Here is a 20631-nt window from a genome sequence, read left to right on the forward strand (position 1 = left end):
CTCAGGAAAGAACCTATGCGATGGCGAGCACTTATGGTGGTCTGCATGAGCGCAGCCGTTCCACAGGGTGACACGGGCAACGACGCGGGCGACGCGGCCCCCGCGCTGGTCGCGTGGGGCAACGCGTGGCTCACCGGACACGTCGGCCTGGACGAGGCGGTCGACGCGGTCGAGAAGGCCGCCGGCCCGCAGATCGTGGGCGGCGCGGCGATCATGGCCGTCGGGCCCGGCGGGACGCGCGGCGGCGAGGCCACGCTCCGCAGCGGCCTCGGCGACCTGCGGATCGAGGGCCTGACCGGGCTGCGGCTCGCCCTGCCCGCGCCCGGCGACCCGCTCGGCCTCACCGGGCCGCCGGCCTTCAACCGCGCCGCGCTGGACGCCGGTGCCGCGGTCGTCGCCGTCCTGCCGGACCGCGCCGTCGGGCTGGTGCCCGCCGAGGACCGCCGCGGCTCCTCGTACGTCGGCGTCCGCTGGGAGTCGTACGAGGCCGTGCCCGCCGTCCCGGACGTGCCCGCGCTGCCGGACGCCGACCGCCAGCTCACGCTCGCGATGCGGGACGCCACCGAGGCGCTGCTCACCGTGGACGATGTCGACGGCTTCCCGCCGGAGATCGCCGACACGCTGGCCGACCTTCGCGATCCCGACCGCGGCGAGCATCCGCTCGCGCCCGGCTACCCGCAGCGGGCGCACCGCGTCGCGGCCCTCGCCGGGCGGCTGGCGCTGGTGGTGGAGCTGGCGCGGTCGCTGGACGGCCGCGGCCTGTCAGCCGACCAGATGGCCCGCCGGGCCGAGGCGCTGCGGCTTTTGGACCGTGCCGTACGGCGCGCCCGGGTGTCGGCGTGCAACAGCGCGCTCGACCACGTTCCCTAGGCGGGTTCCCTTGGCGGTTCCGGGCGAACGCTCCGGGAAACGCCGAACGGGGCGCCCCCGTCACCTTCGCGGTGAGGGAACGCCCCGTACGGGAACGCGGAACGCCGTGACCGTCCTGATCAGGAGCGGACGACGAGGGTGTTGACGATCTTGTCGGCGAAGGTCTGCTTGCGGTCGTCCCACAGCGGCCACAGGTAGCCGATGTAGCAGGCGAAGCTGTCGGCCGCGTGGCAGATCCGGCGCAGGAACGCCATGCCGAAGCCGATCGGCTGCCCGGTCTGGCCGCCGACCACCCGGATGCCCATCTGGCGCTTGCCGATGGTCTGGCCGGTGGTGCCCTCCTGGTAGATCATCCAGATGCCGGCGCCGAGCGCCAGCAGGTAACCCACACCGATGAGCAGGAAGCCGATCATGGCGCCGGCGTCGCCGGCGGCCGCGAGCAGCATGGCCACGATGTAGAGCAGGATGAGCGGCCCGGCGATGATCAGGCCGTCGATGAGGGTGGCGCCGACGCGCGACCCCCACTCGGCCAGCTGGCCGGTCGAGCCGTAGTGGTGGTGGTGAACTTCCTGCTGCTGGCCGTAGCCGGGCTGCGCGGCCGGCTGGCCGTAGCCGGGCTGGGCGGCGGGCTGCTGGCCGTAGCCGGGCTGCTGGCCGTACCCCGGCTGGGGCTGCTGGCCGTACCCGGGCTGGGGCTGCTGGCCGTAGCCGGGCTGCTGGCCGTACCCGGGCTGGGCCGGCTGCTGGCCGTAGCCAGGCTGGGCCGGCTGCTGACCGTAGCCCGGCTGCTGACCGTAGGGGTCGTAGGGGTTACCCACACTTGCTCCTTATTGATTGACCCTTGTGGTGTATGTGACGCCCGCCGGACCCGGAGGGCTCCGCAAGTTTGGCCGACGATTCGCGCGGCTTTCAAACCCGCAGTAGCCCGAGCCTGACGAGCTGCCACAGCTCCGACCCCAAGAGGGCGGTGCCGAGCACCCACATGCGGGCGCCCGGCTGGAGTGCCCGCCACCGGTCTCCCAGTCCCAGCGGCGCGAGTGCGAGCGCGACGGCGCCCGCGAAGGCCACCGGGTTCGCGAGCACGGCCTGGACCGGACGGCCCGACCCCATCTCGATGAACACGGTGGTCCCGCCGCAAAGCGGGCATGGAATCCCGGTGACCGCCCTCAGGGGGCAGAGCACGCCGGGGTCGTTGACACGATGGATCCATGCCGCCCCCATGGCCGCGGTGGCCATGGCGGCGACGCGCAGCACAACGCCCACGGGGCCGTGCCGCGCAGCAGTGAGGGTCCGGCCGACGAGCACGCCCGGCACACCCTGTGGTGCGCCGGCGGCCCGCGCCCCGGGCACTCCCCCCAACGAATCCTCCGCCTCGATGACTTGGTTCGAGTGACCCGTATATCGGGTCCACCCCGAGGCGGGTCAAGACCTGGCCACCATCCGCGACCGGACCGTGACCTGAAGCTCGATCGTTTCCACCTCGGGGGAAAGCGTAGGACAAAACACCAGCAGGTGGAGCCCTCTTTATCGTGAACGGCGCGCGACGACGACCATGTGCGGGGTCATCGGCGTGTCGCGAGGCCCGGCCGGGTACGGGATGGCGGGCGGGCGGCGGGGCCCGGGAGGCCGCGTGGGGACGGTCCGGATCCGGGCGAACGTGATCAGGTGAACAGGCGTGACCGCACGGGCGGGACGACCGGACGGGCGGGGTGACCGGACGGGCGGCCTCGGGCAGGGCGGTGCGTGCCCGGGCCGCTCAGGTCTGGGTCTGGGCGGCGGCGCCGACCGTGACCGGGGGCTCCCCGCCGGCGATGTGCTCGGCCTCGACCACGTCCGCGATCACGCCGGTGATGTTGTCCGGGCCGCCGTTGCCGCGGGCCAGCTCGATCAGCCGGGCGATCGCGCGGTGCGGGTCGGCCTCGGCCGACAGCACCTCGTAGATCGTCTGCGCGTCCACCGGGCCGCTCAGGCCGTCCGAGCACAGCAGGTAGCGGTCGCCCAGCCGGGCCTCGCGCAGCCGCAGGTCGGGCTCGCGGTCCTCGCGGCCGTCCAGGACCCGGTACAGGACGTGCGACAGCCGGGAGACCTCGGCCGGGTCGGCGGTGCCGCCCGACTGCTCGGCCTCCTCGCTGAGCAGCTGGTCCATCGTGTGGTCCTTGGTGATCTGGAAGAGCTCGCCCTCGCGCAGCAGGTAGCCGCGGGAGTCGCCGATGTGCGCGAGCGCCACCGAGGCGCCGGACCAGAGCATCGCGGTGAGCGTGGTGCCCATCCGGCTCAGGTCGGGCCGCTCCTCGCGGACGATGCGCAACTTCTCGTTGGCCTCGGCGACGGCGCGGCCGAGCGTCTCGACAAGATCGCTGGGAGGGGTGTCGGCGTCGAGCGAGCGCAGCGAGGCGATGACGGTCGAGCTGGCGACCTCGCCGCCCGCGTAACCGCCCATCCCGTCGGCGACCGCGATCAACCGCGCGCCGGCGTAACCGGAGTCCTCGTTGTTCTCACGGTTGCATCCGATGTCACTGCCTGCTGCGTACCTGATTGCTACGTTCATACCGATTTCGATGACGATCCTGTCAGAGGAGTTGTATCACTCGCCGGCCAGTCCATGGCGGACGGCGTACAACGCCGCCTGCGTCCGATCCTGCACTCCCAGTTTCATGAGCAGATTACTGACGTGGGTCTTGACCGTCTTCTCGGAGACCGACAAGGCACGGGCGATCTCGCGGTTGGACCTGCCTCGCGCGATCTGCACGAGCACCTCCCTCTCGCGTTCGGTCAGCGCGGCCTGGCCGCCGCGGTCGTCGGCCGCGTCCGTCCGCACCATCGCCTCGGCCGCGTCCGGCGCGAACAGGACATGACCATCATGGACGGCCCTGATCGCCTGGACCAGCGCTCGCGGGTCGACGTCCTTGTAGAGGTACCCGGCGGCACCCGCTTGTACTGCAGGCAGCACGTGCCCCCGTTCCGTGACGCTGGTCAGGACCAGGACGCGCGCCGCCACCCCGCGAGCCCGCAGCTCCGTCAGCGCGGCCAGGCCGTCGGCGCCGGGCATCTTGAGGTCCATGAGCACGATATCGGGCTTGAGCGATTCGGCCAGCGACACGGCCGAGAGCCCGTCATCCGCCTCGCCCACCACCTCGATGTCGTCCTGCACGCCCAGGAAGGTGCGCAGCCCCTGGCGGACCACCGGATGGTCGTCGGCGATCAGCACTCGGATCACTGCCCCCACCGCACCCTTCTGCACCGGCCCCTTCCGCGCGGTACGCACCGGAACCGCCCCAGCATGCCTCACAACGGCACCTCCAGCCGCACGACCGTGCCGATCCCGGGCGCGGCGTCGATCGACAGGACGGCGCCCGCCGACTCCGCCCGGTCCCGCATCGACGCCAGGCCCAGCCCGCCCCCGGCCGCCTCGCCGTTCGGGGCCACCGCGGCCGGATCGAAGCCGGCGCCGTCGTCGGCGACCTCCAGCACCGCGTGCCCGCCGCCGGTACGGAGCCGCACCTCGACGCCGCTCGCCTTGGCGTGGCGCAGCGCGTTGTGCAGCGCCTCCTGCGCGATCCGGAACAGCACGGCCTCCTGCTCCTCCCCGAGCACCACGGCCGCCGCGGCCGGATCGGCGGCGAACCGCACGTCGGTCTCGTACGCGCGGTCCAGCACCTCCACGTGCTTGCGGAGCGAGGCGACCAGGCCGTCGGCGAGGTCGGCCGGGCGCAGCTCGAAGATGACGGCGCGCAGCTCGGCGAGGGCCTCGGCCGCGAGCCGCTCCACCTGCTCCAGCTCCCGTACGGTCCGGCACGGATCCCGCTCGGCCAGCGCCGCGGCGGCCTGCGCGGTGAGCCGCAGCGAGAAGAGCTTCTGCGCGACGGCGTCGTGCAGCTCGCGCGCCAGCCGGTTGCGTTCGGCGACGACCGTCAGCTCGCGGTTGTGCTCGTACAGGCGGGCGTTGGTCATCGCTATGGCGGCGTGCGCGGCGAAAAGCGTGAGCAGCTCCTCGTCGCGTTCCGTGAAGCCGGCCGGGCGGGCGCCTTCGCGGCGGTTCTTGTTGGCCAGGAAGATGATCCCGAGCACGTCCGAGCCGTCCCGTATCGGCACCCCGAGGAAGTCCTTGAGCACCGGGTGCGCCGTCGGCCAGCCCTCGAACTCCGGCTCGCGGCGGATGTCGGCCAGCCGCTTGGGCGCGTTGTCGCGGAGCATCGCGGCGAGCATGCCGTGCTGGCGGGGGAGCGGGCCGATGGCCTCCCACTCCTCCTCGGAGACGCCCTCCACCACGAACTCGGCGAACGAGCCCTCCTCGTCGGGCACGCCGAGCGCGGCGTAGCGGGCGTCCAGCAGCTGCGCCGCCGCCCGCACGATCACCTGGAGCACCTCGTGGACCGACAGGTGGCGGGTGACGGCGAGCACGGCGGAGCTCACGGCGTGCAGGGCCGCCCCCGCCTCGCCGGCGCCGTCCGGCGCGCCCGCCGGCGCGCCGCGGCCGCCGTTCCCGTGCTCGGTCCCCATACCTGCCCGTCCGCCGCGTCATGGGCGTGTCGCCCCCCGTCAGTGAAGAACGTACTCCCCGGACGGACCCCGCCGAATCCGCCAAGCGGCGCAGGTATCGGCCGGTTCCGGGCCTCCTGGCGGAGGGGGCGGGGCGTTCACTGTCACTCTGCCGGGTTACCGCCTTCCCGTCCGTTCCGCCGGGCCGGGGGACGGCGGTCCTAGGACCATCGGGCGAGGCGGCACGGGACCGCTCGCCCGATGCCGCCGCGCGCCCGCGTTCCTAGCGTCGGAGGCATGACGGAAACAGCGAAGACGGCTCTCGTCACCGGGGCCTCGCGGGGCCTCGGCAAGGCGCTCGCCCGCCTCCTCGCCCAGGACGGCTGGCGGCTCGTCATCGACGCGCGCGGCGCGCCCGCGCTGGAGGCGGCGGCCAGGGAACTGGACGCGGCCGGGGCGGCGGACGTCATCGCGGCGGCGGGCGACATCGCCGACCCCGCGCACCGGGCGGCGCTGGCCGCCGCCGTCCGCGGCGCGGGCGGGCTCGACCTGCTCGTCAACAACGCGAGCACCCTCGGCACCGCGCCCCTGCCGCGGCTCGCCGGCTACCCCGTGCCGGACCTGGAACGGGCCTTCCGGACCAACACGCTGGCCCCGCTCGCGCTGATCCAGGCGTTCCTGCCCGCGCTGCGCGAGCGGGGCGGCGCCGTCCTCAACATCACCTCTGACGCCGCCGTCGAGAACTACGCGACCTGGGGCGGGTACGGCGCCACCAAGGCCGCCCTGGAGCAGCTGTCCAACGTGCTGGCCGCCGAAGAGCCGGCGGTCGCGGTCTGGTGGGCGGACCCGGGCGAGATGCGCACCGCGATGCTGCGCGAGGCGGGGGAGGACGCCGACGCGGCCCCGCCTCCCGAGGAGGCCGCCGCCGCCCTGCACCGGCTGATCACCCGCCGCGCGCCCAGCGGCCGGTACCGCGCCGCCGACCTGGCGGCGGCCCGATGACGGCCACGACCGACGCGTCCGTCCAGGAGGGCGCGGAAGCCCGGGAGGAGGGCGTCCTCGGCCCCCGGCACCGCGCGGCCACCCTCGGCATCGTGCTGGTCGTCACGCTGCTCGCCTTCGAGTCCATGGCGGTCAGCACGGTGATGCCGGTGGTCACCCGCGACCTGGACGGGCTGGCGCTGTACGCCTGGGGCTTCAGCGCCACCCTCATCGCCAGCCTGCCGGCGACCGTGCTGGGCGGCGGCTGGGTGGACCGTTCCGGCCCGGCGCGGCCGCTGCTGGCCGGGCTCGGCACGTTCGTGGCCGGGCTGGCGGCCGCGGGCGCCGCGCCGGCCATGTGGCTCTTCGTCGCCGGCCGCGCCGTGCAGGGCGTCGGCACCGGCATCGCGATGGTCTCCGTGTACGTGCTCATCGCCCGCGTCTACCCGGAACGGCTGCGGCCCCGGGTGTTCGCCGCACTGTCGGCCGCCTGGGTGCTGCCGTCGCTGCTCGGCCCGGCGCTGGGCGGCCTGGCTGCCGAGCGGCTCGGCTGGCGCTGGGTGTTCCTCGGCCTGATCCCGCTGGTGGTCCCGCCGACGCTGATGCTGGTCCCGGCGATGCGCGGGCTGCGCCGTACCGGACCGGCGCGGGAGCGGGCGCGCGGCGCGTCCAGGCGCTACCTGGCGGCCGTCGCCGCCGCCGTCGGCGCCGCCGCCCTCCTGTACGGGCTGGACCACCCCGGCTGGGCGGTCCTCCCCGTCGCCCTGGCGGGCCTCGCCGGGCTCGTCACCGGCCTGCCCCGGCTGCTGCCGCCCGGAACGCTCCTGATGCGGCGCGGCCTGCCCAGCGTGGTGCTGGTCAGGGGACTGCTGTCGGGCGCGTTCTTCGGCATGGACGTGTTCATCCCCCTGGCCCTCACCTCCCTGCACGGCTTCAGCCCCACGCAGGCGGGCGCCGTCCTCACCGTCGCGGCGCTCGGCTGGTCGGCGGCGTCGCAGTACCAGGGCCGGTCGCGGCGCCCCCAGGCGTTCTTCGTCCGGCTCGGCGCCGTGCTCGTCACGGCCGGGATCGCCGCGTCCGTGCTCGCCCTCCAGCTGACCGGCTGGCCCGCCGCCGTCACCTGGATCATCGGCGGCGCCGGCATGGGCTTCGCGATCGGCAGCCTCAGCGTCCTGATGCTGCGCCTGTCCCCCGAGGACGAGCAGGGCGCCAACTCCTCCGCCCTCCAGATCGCCGACACGCTCGGCTCGTCCCTGGTCGTCGGGGTCGCGGGCGCGCTCGTCACCGCGTTCGGCACCGACCGGCTCGCGCCGGGCCTCGGCGTCGCGGGCGCCGTCTTCGCCGCGATCGCCGGCATCGGCGCCGTCGCCGCCCTCCGCCTCGAATCCCGCCAGGAATCCCACCGGAACGGAGCATCGGCATGACGGAACTCGTGGACTTCACGCTCCCGAGGGCCCTGGAGGCCCACGAACCTCCCGAAGAGCGGGCGAGCCGCGCGCGCGACGGCGTGCGCCTCCTCCTCGGGCACCGCGCCACCGGGCAGGTGGGCCACCACGCGTTCCGGGACCTGCCGGAACTGCTGCGCCCCGGGGACCTGCTGGTCGTCAACACCTCCGCGACGCTGCCCGCGGCCGTACGGCTCGACCGGATCGTCGTGCACTTCTCGACACCCGTCCCCGGGGACGACGACCGGTTGTGGCTCGTGGAGCTGCGCCGCCGCGCGGGCAGGTCGAGCGTCCCCTACCAGGGCGGCTGCCCCGACGAATGGATCCCGATGCCGGGGCGCGCCAACCTCACCCTCGTACGGCGGCGGACCGACCGGCTGTGGGCGGCGCGGCTCAGCACGGACGTCGTCCCGTACCTGCGCCGCCACGGCATGCCCATCCGGTACGGCTACGTCCCCCGGGAGTGGCCGACGGCCGCGTACCAGACCGTCTTCGCGCACGGCGAGGAGAGCGCCGGCAGCGCGGAGATGCCCAGTGCCGCGCGCCCCTTCACCACAGAACTGGTCACCCGCCTGGTCTCCAGGGGAGTGCTCATCGCCCCCATCACGCTGCACACCGGTGTCGCCTCCCCCGAAGCCCACGAGCCGCCCTACGCCGAACGCTTCGAAGTCCCCGCAACGACCGCGTCGCTCGTCGAACACGTCCGCGCCAGAGGGGAGGGCCGCGTCATCGCCGTAGGAACGACCGCCGTACGAGCCCTGGAAACGGCCGTGGACGCCGGCGGGCACGTGCGCGCCGCCCGGGGCTGGACCGAGCACATCGTCACCCCGGAACGTGGCGTGCGCGCCGTCGACGGACTCCTCACGGGCCTGCACGAGCCCAGGTCGTCCCACCTCATGATGCTGACGGCCATCGCCGGGCACGACCTCCTGAGGGCCACCTACGAAGCGGCTCTGGCCGAGCACTACCTTTGGCATGAGTTCGGCGACCTCAACCTCCTTCTGTAAGGGCGTCCGTATGGTGGACACGATGCGCGGTCCTACGGCTCGGCCCGGTAACGTTGTGAACAGCATGAACGGCTCAGCACAGCGCACGCTGCTCATAACGCTCACCGGCCGCGACCGCCCCGGGGTGACATCGCGCCTCTTCAGGACGCTGTCCGAGTTCCCCCTCGCGGTCGCCGACGTGGAGCAGGTCGTGATCCGCGGCCGGCTCGTCCTCGGCGTCCTCGTGGCGTACGACGAGGGCACCGACATCGGCCGGGTCTGGAGCGCCGCCGAACGGATCGCGAACGATCTCGACATGGAGATCGAGATGTCGACCGGGCGCGACAAGGGCCTGCCGAGCCGCCGCGGCCGGCTGCACGTGACCGTGCTCGGCGCCCCGCTGCGGCCGGCCGCCATGGCCGGGATCGCGGGCCGGATCGCCGCCGGCGGCGCCAACATCGACCGCATCGAGCGGCTCGCGCACTACCCGGTCACCTGCATCGAGATGGACGTGTCCGGCGCCGACCCGGAGGCGCTGCGCGCCGGGCTGGCGATCGAGGCCGCCGAGCGGCAGGTCGACGTGGCCGTCCAGCACGGCGGGCTGCACCGGCGCGCCAAGCGGCTGATCGTCATGGACGTCGACTCCACCCTGATCCAGGGCGAGGTCATCGAGCTGCTCGCCCGGCACGCCGGCTGCCTGGACGAGGTCGCCAAGGTCACCGAGGCCGCGATGCGCGGCGAGCTGGACTTCGAGGGCTCGCTGCGGGAGCGGGTCGCGCTGCTGGCCGGGCTCGACGCGAGCGCGATCGACGAGGTGCGCGGGCAGGTCGAGCTGGCCGCCGGCGCCCGCACGATGGTCCGCACGCTCAAGCGGCTCGACTACAAGTTCGCCATCGTCAGCGGCGGGTTCACGCAGGTCACCGACGCGCTGGTGGAGGACCTGGGGATCGACTACTCGGCCGCCAACACGCTGGAGATCGAGAACGGCAAGCTGACCGGCCGCGTCGTCGGGCCGGTGCTCGACCGGGCCGGGAAGGCGACCGCGCTGGAGCGGTTCGCCCGCGAGGCCGGGATCCCGGTCAGCCAGACGGTCGCCATCGGCGACGGCGCCAACGACCTGGACATGCTCCAGGCCGCCGGGCTGGGCGTGGCCTACAACGCCAAGCCGGTGGTCCGGCAGGCCGCCGACACCGCGGTGAACGTGCCGTACCTGGACACGATCCTGTTCCTGCTCGGCATCTCGCGGGACGAGGTCGAGGCGGCAGACGCGGCCGACGCGGCCCGCGACGCCTGACGCGTCCCTCCGTTCCGCTCGGTCCCTGCCGACCCGGCGTTCCCAAGGTGCCCGCGTCTATCGCGCCGCCCGATCCGGGTACATGCTGATCATCATGAGCGGGACGGGGGGTCGACGGGCGGTGCTGGAACGGCTGCGGGAGGCGTACGCCCCGGTCGAGGGGCGGGTGGCGCCGTTCTACGGACTCGCCGCCGCGCTCGCCGTCGCCATCCCGCTGCTGATCGGCTCGCTGACGGGCCGCGAGCCGCAGGCATCGGTCATCGCCCTCGGCGCGTACCTCGTCGCCCTGAGGGCCCCTGAAGGGCCGTACGGCGCGCGCGCCCGCAACATCGCCAGCGCCGTGCTGGTGATCGGCGCGGGCGCGATGCTCGGCGGCAACCTCAGCGGGCACGACTGGCTCTCGGTCGCGATCGTCCCGCTGATCGTGGGCCTCGGCAACGCGGTGACCTGGATCGGCCCCACCGCCGGGCTGGCCGTGCTGCTGACCGCCGTCCGGCCGGCCGGCGACGTGGTCTACAACGGCCTCCTCGAACTCGTCGGCGGGCTGTTCGCCGGCGCCCTGCTGCTGGCCCCCTGGCCGGTACGGCGGCTGCGGCCGCTGCGGGGCACCCTGGCCGAGGCCGCCGCGGCCGTCGCCGAGGCCCTGGACGCCGTCGCCGAGGACATCGGCCGACCCGACGCGAGCGTCCTGGAGGCCGTCGAGCTGGACGACCCCGAGCTGGCGGAGGTCACCCGGAAACCGGACTGGGAGGAGAGCCGCCGGGCCGCCTCGCAGGCGCTCACGAACGCGCGCGCCACGTACGACTTCTACCGGTCCGGCCGCCAGCGCCGCGAACCGACGCGGCCCGAGCGGCTGATCGAGTCGCTGGCGCGGATCATGCAGGAGACCGTCGCGCTGCGCTCGGCCATCGAGGCCGCGCGCCGCCGCCCGCCGGAGCGCGGCTGGGAGGAGGAGGGCAAGATCGCCGTCGCGGCGCTGGCGGCCCGGGTACGGCTGGTCGCCGGCGCGGTCGCGCGGACCCGCGAGGCGCCGCTGGGCACCGCCGAGTCCGCCGCCATCCGCCGCCTCGGCCGCAAGAGCGAGGAGATCAGGCGGGCCGGGCTGGCCGGTGACGAGGACCTGGTCGCGGTCGCGCTGATCGGCCAGATCCGGCGGTCCGTGGAACGCATCGCGGGCAGCGTCGACGCCGCCCGCCGCGTCGCCGCCGGCGGCATCCGGATCGGCTTCGGCCCGCCGCGCCTGATGCCCGCCGACGCCCCCGGCCCCGCCGGCGCGTGGAAGCAGCTCGGGCGCGCCGTCCGCAACCGCACCCCCGGGTTCCGCCGGGTGGGCCGGATCGTCTTCGTCGCCGTACTGGCCATGGCCCTGACCGCCGCGCTGAAACTGCCGCACGGGCACTGGATGGTGCTCACCGCCATGATGAGCCTGCGCGGCACGTACGGGGAGACCATCAACAACGTCGTGCAGCGCGTGGGGGGCACGGCCATCGGTTCCGCCATCGCCGCGGTCCTGCTCACCCTCGCGCCCGGCCACACCGCGACCGCCATCGTCATCTTCTTCGTCGCGCTGCTGGGGTTCGCGCTGCGGTCGCTGAACTTCACCTACTGGGCGCTGTTCGGGACGCCCCTCGCGATGATGCTGCTGGACTTCTCCGTCCCGTCCGACTGGACCGACGCGGGAGAGCGCATCGCCCTCACCCTGGCGGGCGGGCTCATGGCGTTCCTCGCCGTACGGCTCCTCTGGCCCGCCGGCCACACCGAGCGCCTCCCCCGCCAGCTCGGCCGCCTCCTGGGCGGCCACGCCAGGCTCATCCGCACGACCGCCGCCGTCGTGGAGGGCCGCGAGGAGCGCATCCCCCTGGAGGAGCTCGCCGAAGCGGAACGGGAGGCCGAAGCGATCGCGGAGACCATCACCCAGCTCGGCCACGAGCGGGTGCCCGACCTCGAACGCATCGACCGCCTCGGCACCGTCGCCGACTCGGCCCACCGCGTCCGCGACCACCTGATCGCGATCGGCCGCATGGTGCGCGAGGAGGAGGTCGACGCCGGGCCGCTGCCCGAGATCCTCGACCGCCTCGCCGACAGCCTGGAGGAGGCCGCCGACGCCATCGACGACCCCGGGCCGCCGGAGGAGGACACCGACGCGCCGTCCCCCGGCGAGCGTCTGGACGAGGAGTTCACCGCCCTCGACACGCACCTGTCCGCCCTCGCCCGGCGCCGCCGCGCGGAGATCAAGCAGGGCGTGGGCGCGGACGAGTTCACCCCGCTGCGGCACGCGCTGCTCCAGGCGTCCAGCACCCGCTACGCGGCCCGCTCCCTGCGCGGCGACATCGAGACCCTCATCGAGAGCTCCCAGAAGGTCCTCGGCACCTGACGGGCGGCGCCGCCGGTCAGCCCTTCGGGGTGCGGAACGTGGTGAGGTCGCCCGTACCGGGCCACGCCTCCGCCCAGCCGCCCGGAACGTCGATCACGGCGAGCGCGCAGGTGGGGAACGACTCCGGCGCGCTCCCGGTCAGGTCGTGCACCAGCTGGTGGACGGACGGGTTGTGGCCGATCAGCAGCAGCGTGTCGACCTCGTCGCCGGTCTCCCGGACGAGCGACAGCAGCGCCTCCGGGTCGTTGTCGTAGATCGACGCCTCGTACGCGACGTCACTGGTGGTGAACGCCAGCCCGTCCAGCGTCTCGCGGGTCCGCACCGCGGTCGAGCACAGCACCAGGTCGGGCGCCAGGGCCGCGCCGCGCAGCCATTCCCCCGCGGCCGCGGCGTCGCGCCGCCCCCGGTCGGTGAGCGGCCGGTCGATGTCGGCCAGGCCCAGCCCTGCGGCGGCCTTGGCATGGCGGAGCACGATGAGCGAAGGCATGCCCGTCACCCTAGCCGGGCCCGCCCCGCTCTCAGGGCGCGACCAGCGCGGCGATCCCCCAGAGGACCAGCATGATCCCGAACATGCCGCCGATGATGATGGCGAAGCCCTTGGGCCCGGAAATCGTGGACTTCTCGCCCTCACTCACAGCCGTCTCCTAGCGTCCCACCGTTCACGACCGCTCCTCGAACGCGGTTCCGGTTACAGCGTACGACCGCCTGCGCGAAGCCCTGACCCGCCCCGCTCCCGACCGGCGGCGCCTCCACCCGGACGCGCGGAAGGGGCCGGACACGCGGAAGGGGCCGGCGGGCGCCGGCCCCTTCCTCCCGTGTGGCTCAGGCCTTGTTGACCGAGGAGGTCTCCTCCTTGCCCGGAGCCGCCGCCTTCGGCTCGGCGGGCTCGGCGTCCCCCGCACCGGACCCGGCGGAACGGGCGGCCTCACCGGCCGCCGCACCGGTGCCGACCGCGGCGGCCGGCTCGCCGGAGCCCTCGACCGGGGGCTGCGACGCCCCCGAGCCGATCGGGTCGGCCCGCCGCTTGGAGATCACGATCGCGGCGACGACCACCGCGACCGCGGCCACGGTGATGCCGATCCGCAGCGGGGCGTTGCCCGCGTACGTCACGACGGCCGGCGCGATCAGCAGCGCCACCAGGTTCATCACCTTGATCAGCGGGTTGATCGCCGGGCCGGCGGTGTCCTTGAACGGGTCGCCGACCGTGTCGCCGATCACCGTCGCCTCGTGCGCGGGGCTGCCCTTGCCGCCGAGGTACCCCTCCTCGACGAGCTTCTTGGCGTTGTCCCAGGCGCCGCCGGAGTTGGCGAGGAACACCGCCATCAGCACGCCCGCCGCGATCGCGCCGCCCAGGAACGCGCCGAGCGGCGCGTACCCGAGGGCGAAGCCGACCGCGATCGGCGTCATGATCGCCAGCAGTCCGGGCGTGGCCAGCTCGCGCTGCGCGTCCCGGGTACAGATGTCGACGACCCGGTCGTAGTCGGGCGTCTCGGTGTAGTCCATGATCCCGGGCTTGGTGCGGAACTGCTCGCGCACCTCGACGACCACCCGGCCGGCCGCCCGGCCCACCGCCATGATCGCCAGGCCGGAGAACAGGAACACCACGGACGCCCCGATGATCAGGCCGATCAGCACGTTCGGGTGGTCGATCGAGAGGCTGAAGTTCGCGAAGCCGCCGAGCGCGTCGCGGGCCTCATTGGACGCCGTCGACAGCGCGTCCACCACCGTCGTCCGGAACGACCCGAACAGCGCCGTCGCCGCCAGCACCGCGGTCGCGATCGCGATGCCCTTGGTGATCGCCTTGGTGGTGTTGCCGACCGCGTCGAGGCGCTCCAGCACGGCCGCGCCCTCGCCCTGGACGTCGCCGGACATCTCCGCGATGCCCTGCGCGTTGTCGGAGACCGGGCCGAACGTGTCCATCGACACGATCACGCCGACCGTGGTGAGCAGCCCGGTGCCGGCCATCGCCACCGCGAACAGCGCGACCGTGGTGTTGCCGAACCCGAGCAGGAACGCCCCGTACACCGCGCCGCCGATGACCAGCGCCGTGTAGACCGCGGACTCCAGGCCGAGCGAGATGCCCGACAGGATCACCGTCGCGGGGCCCGTCCGGGCGCTGTCGGTGACCTCCTTGACCGGCTTGCGGTTGGTCTCGGTGAAGTAGCCCGTCAGCAGCTGGATGGCGCTGGCCAGCACGATCCCGATCAGCACCGCGCCGAACGCGACCAGCCGCGGGTCGGCGTCCAGCCCCCGGATCGCCTGGTCGCTCACGCCGCTCAGCTCGGCGAACGACGAGGGCAGGTAGGCGAACGCGGCGATCGCGACCAGCACCGCCGAGATCAGCGCGGAGATGAAGAAGCCCCGGTTGATCGCCGTCATCCCGGACCGGTCGCCGTCGCGGGGCGCGACGGCGAAGATCCCGATGACCGCGGTGATCACGCCGATCATCGGCACGATCAGCGGGAAGACCAGGCCCTCCGTACCGAACGCCGCGGTGCCGAGGATCAGCGCCGCGACCAGCATGACCGCGTACGACTCGAACAGGTCGGCGGCCATCCCGGCGCAGTCGCCGACGTTGTCGCCCACGTTGTCGGCGATGGTGGCGGCGTTGCGCGGGTCGTCCTCGGGGATGCCCTGCTCGACCTTGCCCACCAGGTCGGCGCCGACGTCGGCCGCCTTGGTGAAGATCCCGCCCCCGACACGCATGAACATCGCCAGCAGCGCGGCGCCGAACCCGAAGCCCTCCAGCACCTTGGGGGCGTCGCCCTTGTAGGCCAGCACGACGACCGCCGCCCCGAACAGCCCGAGGCCGACGGTGAACATGCCGGCGACGCCGCCGGTGCGGAAGGCGATCCGCATCGCCCTCTTCTCGCCGCCCTCCTCGCGCGCGGCCGCGGCGACCCGCACGTTGCCGCGCACCGCCAGCCACATGCCGGCGAACCCGGTGACGGCCGAGAACGCCGCCCCGATGACGAAGAAGACCGAGCGCCCGATCCGTTCGCCGGTGGAGTCGGCGGGGAGCAGGAGCAGGACGAGCGGGATCAGGATCACGAAGATCGCGACCGTGCGGAACTGGCGTTTGAGATACGCGCCGGCGCCCTCCTGGACGGCCCGCGCGATGTTCTGCATCTTGTCGGTGCCTTGACCGGCGGCGAGCACCTCGCGTACCAGTCCGCCCGCGACGGCCAGTGCCAGCAGAGCGATCACGGCGACGACGACGACCAGGGAGAGGTCGCCGCCGCCGAGATCCACTTCTGCGCCGGCCGGGCTCGACAGGGAAAGCCCAGACATCCGTCCTCCTCGACAGGGGCGTTGCGATCTCGATCGCCTTTTAGACGATCTTTACCGCGTACCCAGGCGGGTGGCGCTTTAGACGCCCGCATGGCGACGCGGGTTCGGGGAGTCTACGCAGGCCGGTGCCGAATGAGAAGACTTTCAGCAGCTCAATGAGGACGTCACGGAAAAGCAATCCGTACTACGCCCGAATTTGCCCCGGAAGCCACCGGGCACTCCATCGCCGCAGGTAGGAGCGATGCACCGGGTCGCCGGTTTTGCGATCATGGTCCATGAGATAATTCGATCTTGAAGCGGAGAGCCTGCCGCGAAGCCCGATATAGCCAGACATAAATTCAAGATCTATTCAGACCGCAATGCGAGGGGCTCTCATGATCGCTGGGAAGACGATCCCATAACTCTTCAACGCACACGCCACTGCAGTCACACGAGCCCCACCAGCCACCCACGGCTGTGCTAATCCAATCCGTTACAGCATTACGCTATTACGCCGTTACGCCCACCCACCCCAGGCGTAACCCGATCGCCGGCCAGAAGGGGCTGGGCGCACGTGTCCGGCGGTAGGGGCCGCGCGCGTATGCCCGTCCTAACGTGAAAGGACGGAGGCCCCGGGGGTGGGGTCTCCGTCCTGTTGCTGCTCGGGCGCTGCTCAGGCGGGGGCGTCCCCCTCGGCGGGCCAGCTCATCCGGATCTGGACGCCCTTCGGCGTGGACTCGATGTCCACGTCGTCGGCGAGCCCGGCGATGACCGCCAGGCCCAGCTCCGCCGTGCCGGCGTCCCACACGTGCTCGATGTCCTCTTCCGGCTTGCCCACCTCGGGGATCGCGGTCGCGGTGCCGTCCTCGGGGACGGTGTCGCTCACGATGACCTCGAACCTGCGGCCGGCGCCGCTCAACTCCAGCCGCACCGGCTCGTCCGGGCAGTGCCGGCGATGCGCCTCCACGGCTCTGGAGCACGCCTCGCCGACCGCCAGCCGCACCTCGTCCAGCAGGGCCTCGGCGACGCCGCTACGGCGCGCCACGGCGGTGACGATCAACCGGGCCGTGCGAACGTGAACGGGCAGCGCACTGAAAGAGAGCTCAACGGTCGCCATCTTCCGCGGGGCCGCTACTTCGCGCCCTTGCGCTTCTCCTCGGCCTCGGCGATCGAGTCGTGAATGCCGAAGACCTTGGTCAGCCCGGTGATCCGGAAGATCTTGAGGATGCGCTCCTGGGTGCACACCAGCTCCAGGGAGCCGTCGTGCGCCCGCACCCGCTTGAGACCACCGACCAGGACACCGAGCCCGGTCGAGTCGAGGAACTCCACCTTCTCCATGTCCACGAGAAGGTGGAACTTCCCCTTGTTGACCAGGTCGATGAGCTTCTCCCGAAGCTTCGGCGCCGTGTAGACGTCGATCTCGCCCTCCACGTTGATGACCGTGAGGCCATCGTCGGTGGTGTAGTCGTTCACCTTCAGGTCCACAGATCCTCCAGCGCCGTACAGCTCACTTCGATCCCGCGGCCGCCGGACCCTGTTGTCTGGCCGGCCGGGGCAACGGGACTTCGCCCGTGATTCAACCACGCTCCGGCGCCCGGTACGCAGCTAATCGCCCACTCAGGCGAAAGTTCGAGCCATCCCGTCTGACCTGGTGATCCGCCGGTCATGGCAGGGGGTACGCAGCCGCCGGCGCCGGGGCGTCCCCTCAGTTTTGCCCAGGCTGGCACACTGAAAACCTGATGGCCCCTCAAAGATCTTCTTCACCCCTGGAACGGCTGCTCGCGGACCCCTCGCGCCGCGAGCGGATCACCCATGTGGAGAGCGTTCCGGCGCGTCCTGGACGGCGTGCCGGATGGCCGGGCTGGGCGCCGCCGCTGCTGGTGGAACGGCTGGTCGCGGCGGGTGTCGAGGCCCCCTGGGAGCATCAGGCGACCGCCGCCGAGCACGCCTCCGCCGGCCGCTCTGTGATCATCGCCACAGGCACCGCGTCGGGAAAATCACTCGCCTACCTGCTGCCCTCCATCGCAGCGATCTACGACGAGGAGGCCCGCCGCGAGGGTACGGTCCTCTACCTCTCGCCGACCAAGGCCCTCGCCGCCGACCAGCTCCGCGCCCTGCGCGCGCTGCGGCTGACGCGCGTGCGGGCGGCGACGTACGACGGCGACACCCCCCGCGACGAGCGCACGTGGGTCCGCCAGCACGCCAACTACGTCCTCACCAACCCGGACATGCTGCACCGCTCGATCCTGCCCGCCCACGCGCGCTGGAACGCGTTCCTCAGGCGGCTGCGCTACGTCGTCGTCGACGAGGCGCACGGGTACCGCGGCGTTTTCGGGTCCCATGTCGCGCACGTCCTGCGCCGCCTGCGGCGGATCTGCGCCCGGTACGGCGCCGAGCCCACGTTCATCCTCGCCTCGGCCACCACCTCGGAACCCGCCGCGACCGCCTCCCGCCTCACCGGCCTGGACGTGGTCGCGGTCGACGACGACGCCTCCCCCAGGGGACCGGCCACGTTCGCCCTCTGGGAACCGCCCCTGACCGACCTCCGCGGCGAGCGCGGCGCCCCGGTACGCCGCACCGCGACGGCGGAGGCGGGCGACCTCCTCGCGGACCTGGTCGTCGAGGGCGTCCAGACGCTCGCGTTCGTACGGTCCCGCCGCGGCGCCGAGTCGGTGGCGCTCGGCGCCAAGCGCGCGCTGCGGGAGGTCGCGCCGGGCCTCGCCGACCAGGTCGCCGCCTACCGGGCCGGGTACCTGCCAGAGGAGCGCCGCGCTCTGGAGGAGGCGCTCCGCGCCCGCTCCCTCGTCGGCCTCGCCAGCACCAACGCCCTCGAACTCGGCGTGGACGTCTCCGGGCTGGACGCGGTCGTCGTCTGCGGCTGGCCCGGCACGCGCGCGTCGCTCTGGCAGCAGGCGGGCCGCGCGGGCCGTTCCGGGCAGGCGGCCCTCGCCGTGCTCGTCGCCCGGGACGACCCCCTGGACACGTTCCTCGTCCACCATCCGGAGGCCATCTTCGGCACGCCGGTGGAGGCGACCGTCCTGGACCCCGACAACCCCTACGTCCTCGAACCGCACCTCTGCGCGGCCGCCGCGGAACTGCCGCTCACCGAGAACGACATCGAACTCTTCGGCCCCACCACCGCGGACCTTCTCCCCGACCTCGTCCGCCGCGGATTCCTACGGCGCCGCCCGGCCGGCTGGTACTGGACGCGCCGCGAGCGGGCCACCGACCTCGCCGACATCCGCGGCGCCGGCGACACTCCCATCCAGGTCGTCGAATCGTCCACGGGGCGCCTGCTGGGCACGGTCGACGAGGCGTCCGCGCACACGACCGTCCACGAGGGCGCCGTCTACATCCACCAGGGCGAGTCGTACCTCGTCCAGACGCTCGACCTCGACGACTCCGTCGCCCTCGTGGAAGCGGCCGAGCCGGACTACTCCACCACGGCGCGCGACGTCACCGACATCCGCATCGTCGAACGGCTCCGTTCCACGCCCTGGGGCGAGGCGACGCTCGCGTACGGGACGGTCGAGGTCACGCGGCAGGTCGTCGCGTACCAGATGCGCCGCCTCCAAACGGGGGAGATGCTCGGCGAGAAGCCCCTGGAGCTGCCGCCGCGCACCCTCCGCACGCGCGCCGTCTGGTGGACGCTCTCCGCCGAACGCACCGAGGCCCTCGGCGACCTCGACCTGGCCGGTTCGGCGCATGCCGCCGAGCACGCCTCGATCGGCCTGCTGCCCCTCTTCGCCACCTGCGACCGCTGGGACATCGGCGGCGTCTCCACGGCCGCGCACCCCGACACGGGCCTGCTGACCGTCTTCGTGTACGACGGGCACGAGGGCGGCGCCGGATTCGCCGAACGCGGCTACGCGGACGCCGCCGAATGGCTCCGCGCCACCGGCGACGTCATCGCCGCCTGCGAATGCGAATCGGGCTGCCCGTCCTGCATCCAGTCGCCCAAGTGCGGCAACGGCAACGACCCGCTGGACAAACACGGCGCCCTGACCCTCCTGGCCGAACTACTACGCCAAGCCCCCACCCCCTAGCCCCCCGCCAGCCAAAGCCCCACCAGCCAGAGGTCCACCACCTAAGAGCCGCCGGTCAGGACCCATCCGGCCAGGAGCCGTCGGCTAAGGGCCCCGCCAGTCAGGGCCTACCAGCTAAGGGCCGCCGGACAGGGTCTGCCGGTTAGGAACCCGTCGGCCAAGGGCCCGTCCGTCAGAGCCCGCCGCTCAAGGGGCCCGCCAGTCAGGGCCTGCCACCTAAGGACCGCCGGTCAGGGTCCGTCGGTTAGGAACCCGCCAGCTATGCGCCGTCGATGGGGCCCACCAGCTAAGGAGGCCGTCCGTCCCGCCGATTAAGGGCCGTCGGTCCGGGGCCCGCCAGCTGGGGGCCGGTCGGTCAGGGCCCATCCGGTTAGGAGCCCGTCGGTTAGGAACCCGCCAGCCATGGGGCCGTCGACCGGGGGCCCACCAGCTAAGGGCCGTCCCTCAGGGGCCGTCCGTCGGGCCCGCAAAATGGCGGTCGTCGGCTAGGAGCCGCGTCAGTTAGGAGCCGCGGGAACGTGGCCCCGGGCCTTGGCGAGTTCGCGCTGCAACTGGCGCTTCTCCATCTCCAGGGTCTGCATGGACTCCTCGTGCTCGTCCCGCAGCTCCCGAAGCTCGCGCCTGATGTCCATCGCCCGCCTCAGGCCGAGCGTGGCGACCAGCACCCCGGTCACGAACAGGACGGCCACCACGACGCCGGCCATGAAGACCTGCCACTGCTCGGTGACGCCCGGGACGGCCTCCCCGAAGAGGGTCAGCCGCACCGCGCCCGCGTTGCCCGCGACGACGCCGGCCCCGGCCACGACCGCGCATGCCGCGACCAGCAGCCCCAAGAAGATCATACGGAGGGCCTCCTCCCGGAACTCCGGACGATTCGGCAGATCTT

17 protein-coding genes are annotated in these 20631 nt (G+C 73.1%); 7 read left to right on the forward strand and 10 right to left on the reverse strand.

Annotated features, from left to right (window positions below; all coding sequences use genetic code 11):
- Positions 1–45: 45 nt before the first annotated feature.
- Positions 46–870 carry a hypothetical protein gene (locus tag ACA361_RS19535; RefSeq protein ID WP_375013623.1) on the forward strand — a complete coding sequence of 275 codons (825 nt, stop codon included), beginning with the start codon at positions 46–48 and terminating at the stop codon, positions 868–870.
- A 119-nt stretch (positions 871–989) separates the two neighbouring features.
- On the opposite strand, the gene ACA361_RS19540 is transcribed toward ACA361_RS19535, so the two are convergent.
- From ACA361_RS19540 to ACA361_RS19560, 5 genes are all read right to left on the reverse strand, one after another.
- Complete coding sequence (locus ACA361_RS19540; RefSeq protein WP_375013625.1) at positions 990–1688, reverse strand: RDD family protein; 699 nt, start codon at positions 1686–1688, stop codon at positions 990–992.
- 91 nt (positions 1689–1779) lie between these two features.
- The gene (locus ACA361_RS19545; protein ID WP_375013627.1) at positions 1780–2175 is read right to left on the reverse strand and encodes a DUF2752 domain-containing protein; all 396 of its coding nucleotides are present in this window, start codon (positions 2173–2175) and stop codon (positions 1780–1782) included.
- A 451-nt stretch (positions 2176–2626) separates the two neighbouring features.
- Positions 2627–3418, reverse strand: coding sequence for a PP2C family protein-serine/threonine phosphatase (locus tag ACA361_RS19550; RefSeq protein ID WP_375013629.1), 792 nt, complete (start codon positions 3416–3418; stop codon positions 2627–2629).
- A gap of 36 nt (positions 3419–3454) precedes the next feature.
- The gene (locus tag ACA361_RS19555; RefSeq protein ID WP_375014223.1) at positions 3455–4087 is read right to left on the reverse strand and encodes a response regulator; all 633 of its coding nucleotides are present in this window, start codon (positions 4085–4087) and stop codon (positions 3455–3457) included.
- A gap of 68 nt (positions 4088–4155) precedes the next feature.
- Positions 4156–5370, reverse strand: a complete 1215-nt coding sequence (locus ACA361_RS19560; protein WP_375013630.1) for a GAF domain-containing sensor histidine kinase — start codon at positions 5368–5370, stop codon at positions 4156–4158.
- Positions 5371–5646: 276 nt separating this feature from the next.
- On the opposite strand from ACA361_RS19560, the gene ACA361_RS19565 reads away from it, so the two are divergent.
- The 5 genes from ACA361_RS19565 to ACA361_RS19585 all read left to right on the forward strand — a co-directional run bounded on the left by ACA361_RS19565 (position 5647) and on the right by ACA361_RS19585 (position 12429).
- Complete coding sequence (locus ACA361_RS19565) at positions 5647–6351, forward strand: SDR family NAD(P)-dependent oxidoreductase (RefSeq protein ID WP_375013632.1); 705 nt, start codon at positions 5647–5649, stop codon at positions 6349–6351.
- Complete coding sequence (locus ACA361_RS19570) at positions 6348–7754, forward strand: MFS transporter (RefSeq protein WP_375013634.1); 1407 nt, start codon at positions 6348–6350, stop codon at positions 7752–7754. The genes ACA361_RS19565 and ACA361_RS19570 overlap by 4 nt, the downstream gene beginning before the upstream one ends.
- A complete protein-coding gene (locus ACA361_RS19575; protein ID WP_375013636.1) occupies positions 7751–8782 on the forward strand; it encodes an S-adenosylmethionine:tRNA ribosyltransferase-isomerase in 1032 nt (343 codons plus the stop codon). Before ACA361_RS19570 ends, ACA361_RS19575 begins: the two co-directional genes overlap by 4 nt.
- A gap of 64 nt (positions 8783–8846) precedes the next feature.
- A complete protein-coding gene (serB, locus tag ACA361_RS19580; protein WP_375013638.1) occupies positions 8847–10055 on the forward strand; it encodes a phosphoserine phosphatase SerB in 1209 nt (402 codons plus the stop codon).
- A gap of 94 nt (positions 10056–10149) precedes the next feature.
- Complete coding sequence (locus ACA361_RS19585; RefSeq protein WP_375013639.1) at positions 10150–12429, forward strand: FUSC family protein; 2280 nt, start codon at positions 10150–10152, stop codon at positions 12427–12429.
- Between the two features lie 16 nt (positions 12430–12445).
- Here ACA361_RS19585 and ACA361_RS19590 read toward each other — a convergent pair whose 3' ends face one another.
- The 4 genes from ACA361_RS19590 to ACA361_RS19605 all read right to left on the reverse strand — a co-directional run bounded on the left by ACA361_RS19590 (position 12446) and on the right by ACA361_RS19605 (position 17184).
- Entirely contained in the window at positions 12446–12916 is a 471-nt protein-coding gene (locus ACA361_RS19590; RefSeq protein WP_375013641.1) for a histidine phosphatase family protein, read from the reverse strand.
- A gap of 335 nt (positions 12917–13251) precedes the next feature.
- Positions 13252–15720, reverse strand: coding sequence for a sodium-translocating pyrophosphatase (locus ACA361_RS19595; protein WP_375013643.1), 2469 nt, complete (start codon positions 15718–15720; stop codon positions 13252–13254).
- A 652-nt stretch (positions 15721–16372) separates the two neighbouring features.
- A complete protein-coding gene (locus ACA361_RS19600; RefSeq protein ID WP_375013644.1) occupies positions 16373–16816 on the reverse strand; it encodes an ATP-binding protein in 444 nt (147 codons plus the stop codon).
- Positions 16817–16830: 14 nt separating this feature from the next.
- A complete protein-coding gene (locus ACA361_RS19605; protein WP_021597910.1) occupies positions 16831–17184 on the reverse strand; it encodes an STAS domain-containing protein in 354 nt (117 codons plus the stop codon).
- A gap of 254 nt (positions 17185–17438) precedes the next feature.
- Here ACA361_RS19605 and ACA361_RS19610 point away from each other — a divergent pair, with 254 nt between their 5' ends.
- Positions 17439–19745: a DEAD/DEAH box helicase gene (locus ACA361_RS19610; RefSeq protein ID WP_375013647.1), complete on the forward strand. Its 2307-nt coding sequence runs from the start codon at positions 17439–17441 to the stop codon at positions 19743–19745.
- Between the two features lie 497 nt (positions 19746–20242).
- Here the strand turns inward: ACA361_RS19610 and ACA361_RS19615 are convergent, their stop codons facing one another.
- A complete protein-coding gene (locus tag ACA361_RS19615; RefSeq protein ID WP_375013649.1) occupies positions 20243–20587 on the reverse strand; it encodes a hypothetical protein in 345 nt (114 codons plus the stop codon).
- Between the last annotated feature and the right edge of the window lie 44 nt (positions 20588–20631).

Source organism: Actinomadura sp. 21ATH (assembly GCF_041951345.1).
Taxonomy (GTDB): Bacteria; Actinomycetota; Actinomycetes; order Streptosporangiales; family Streptosporangiaceae; genus Spirillospora.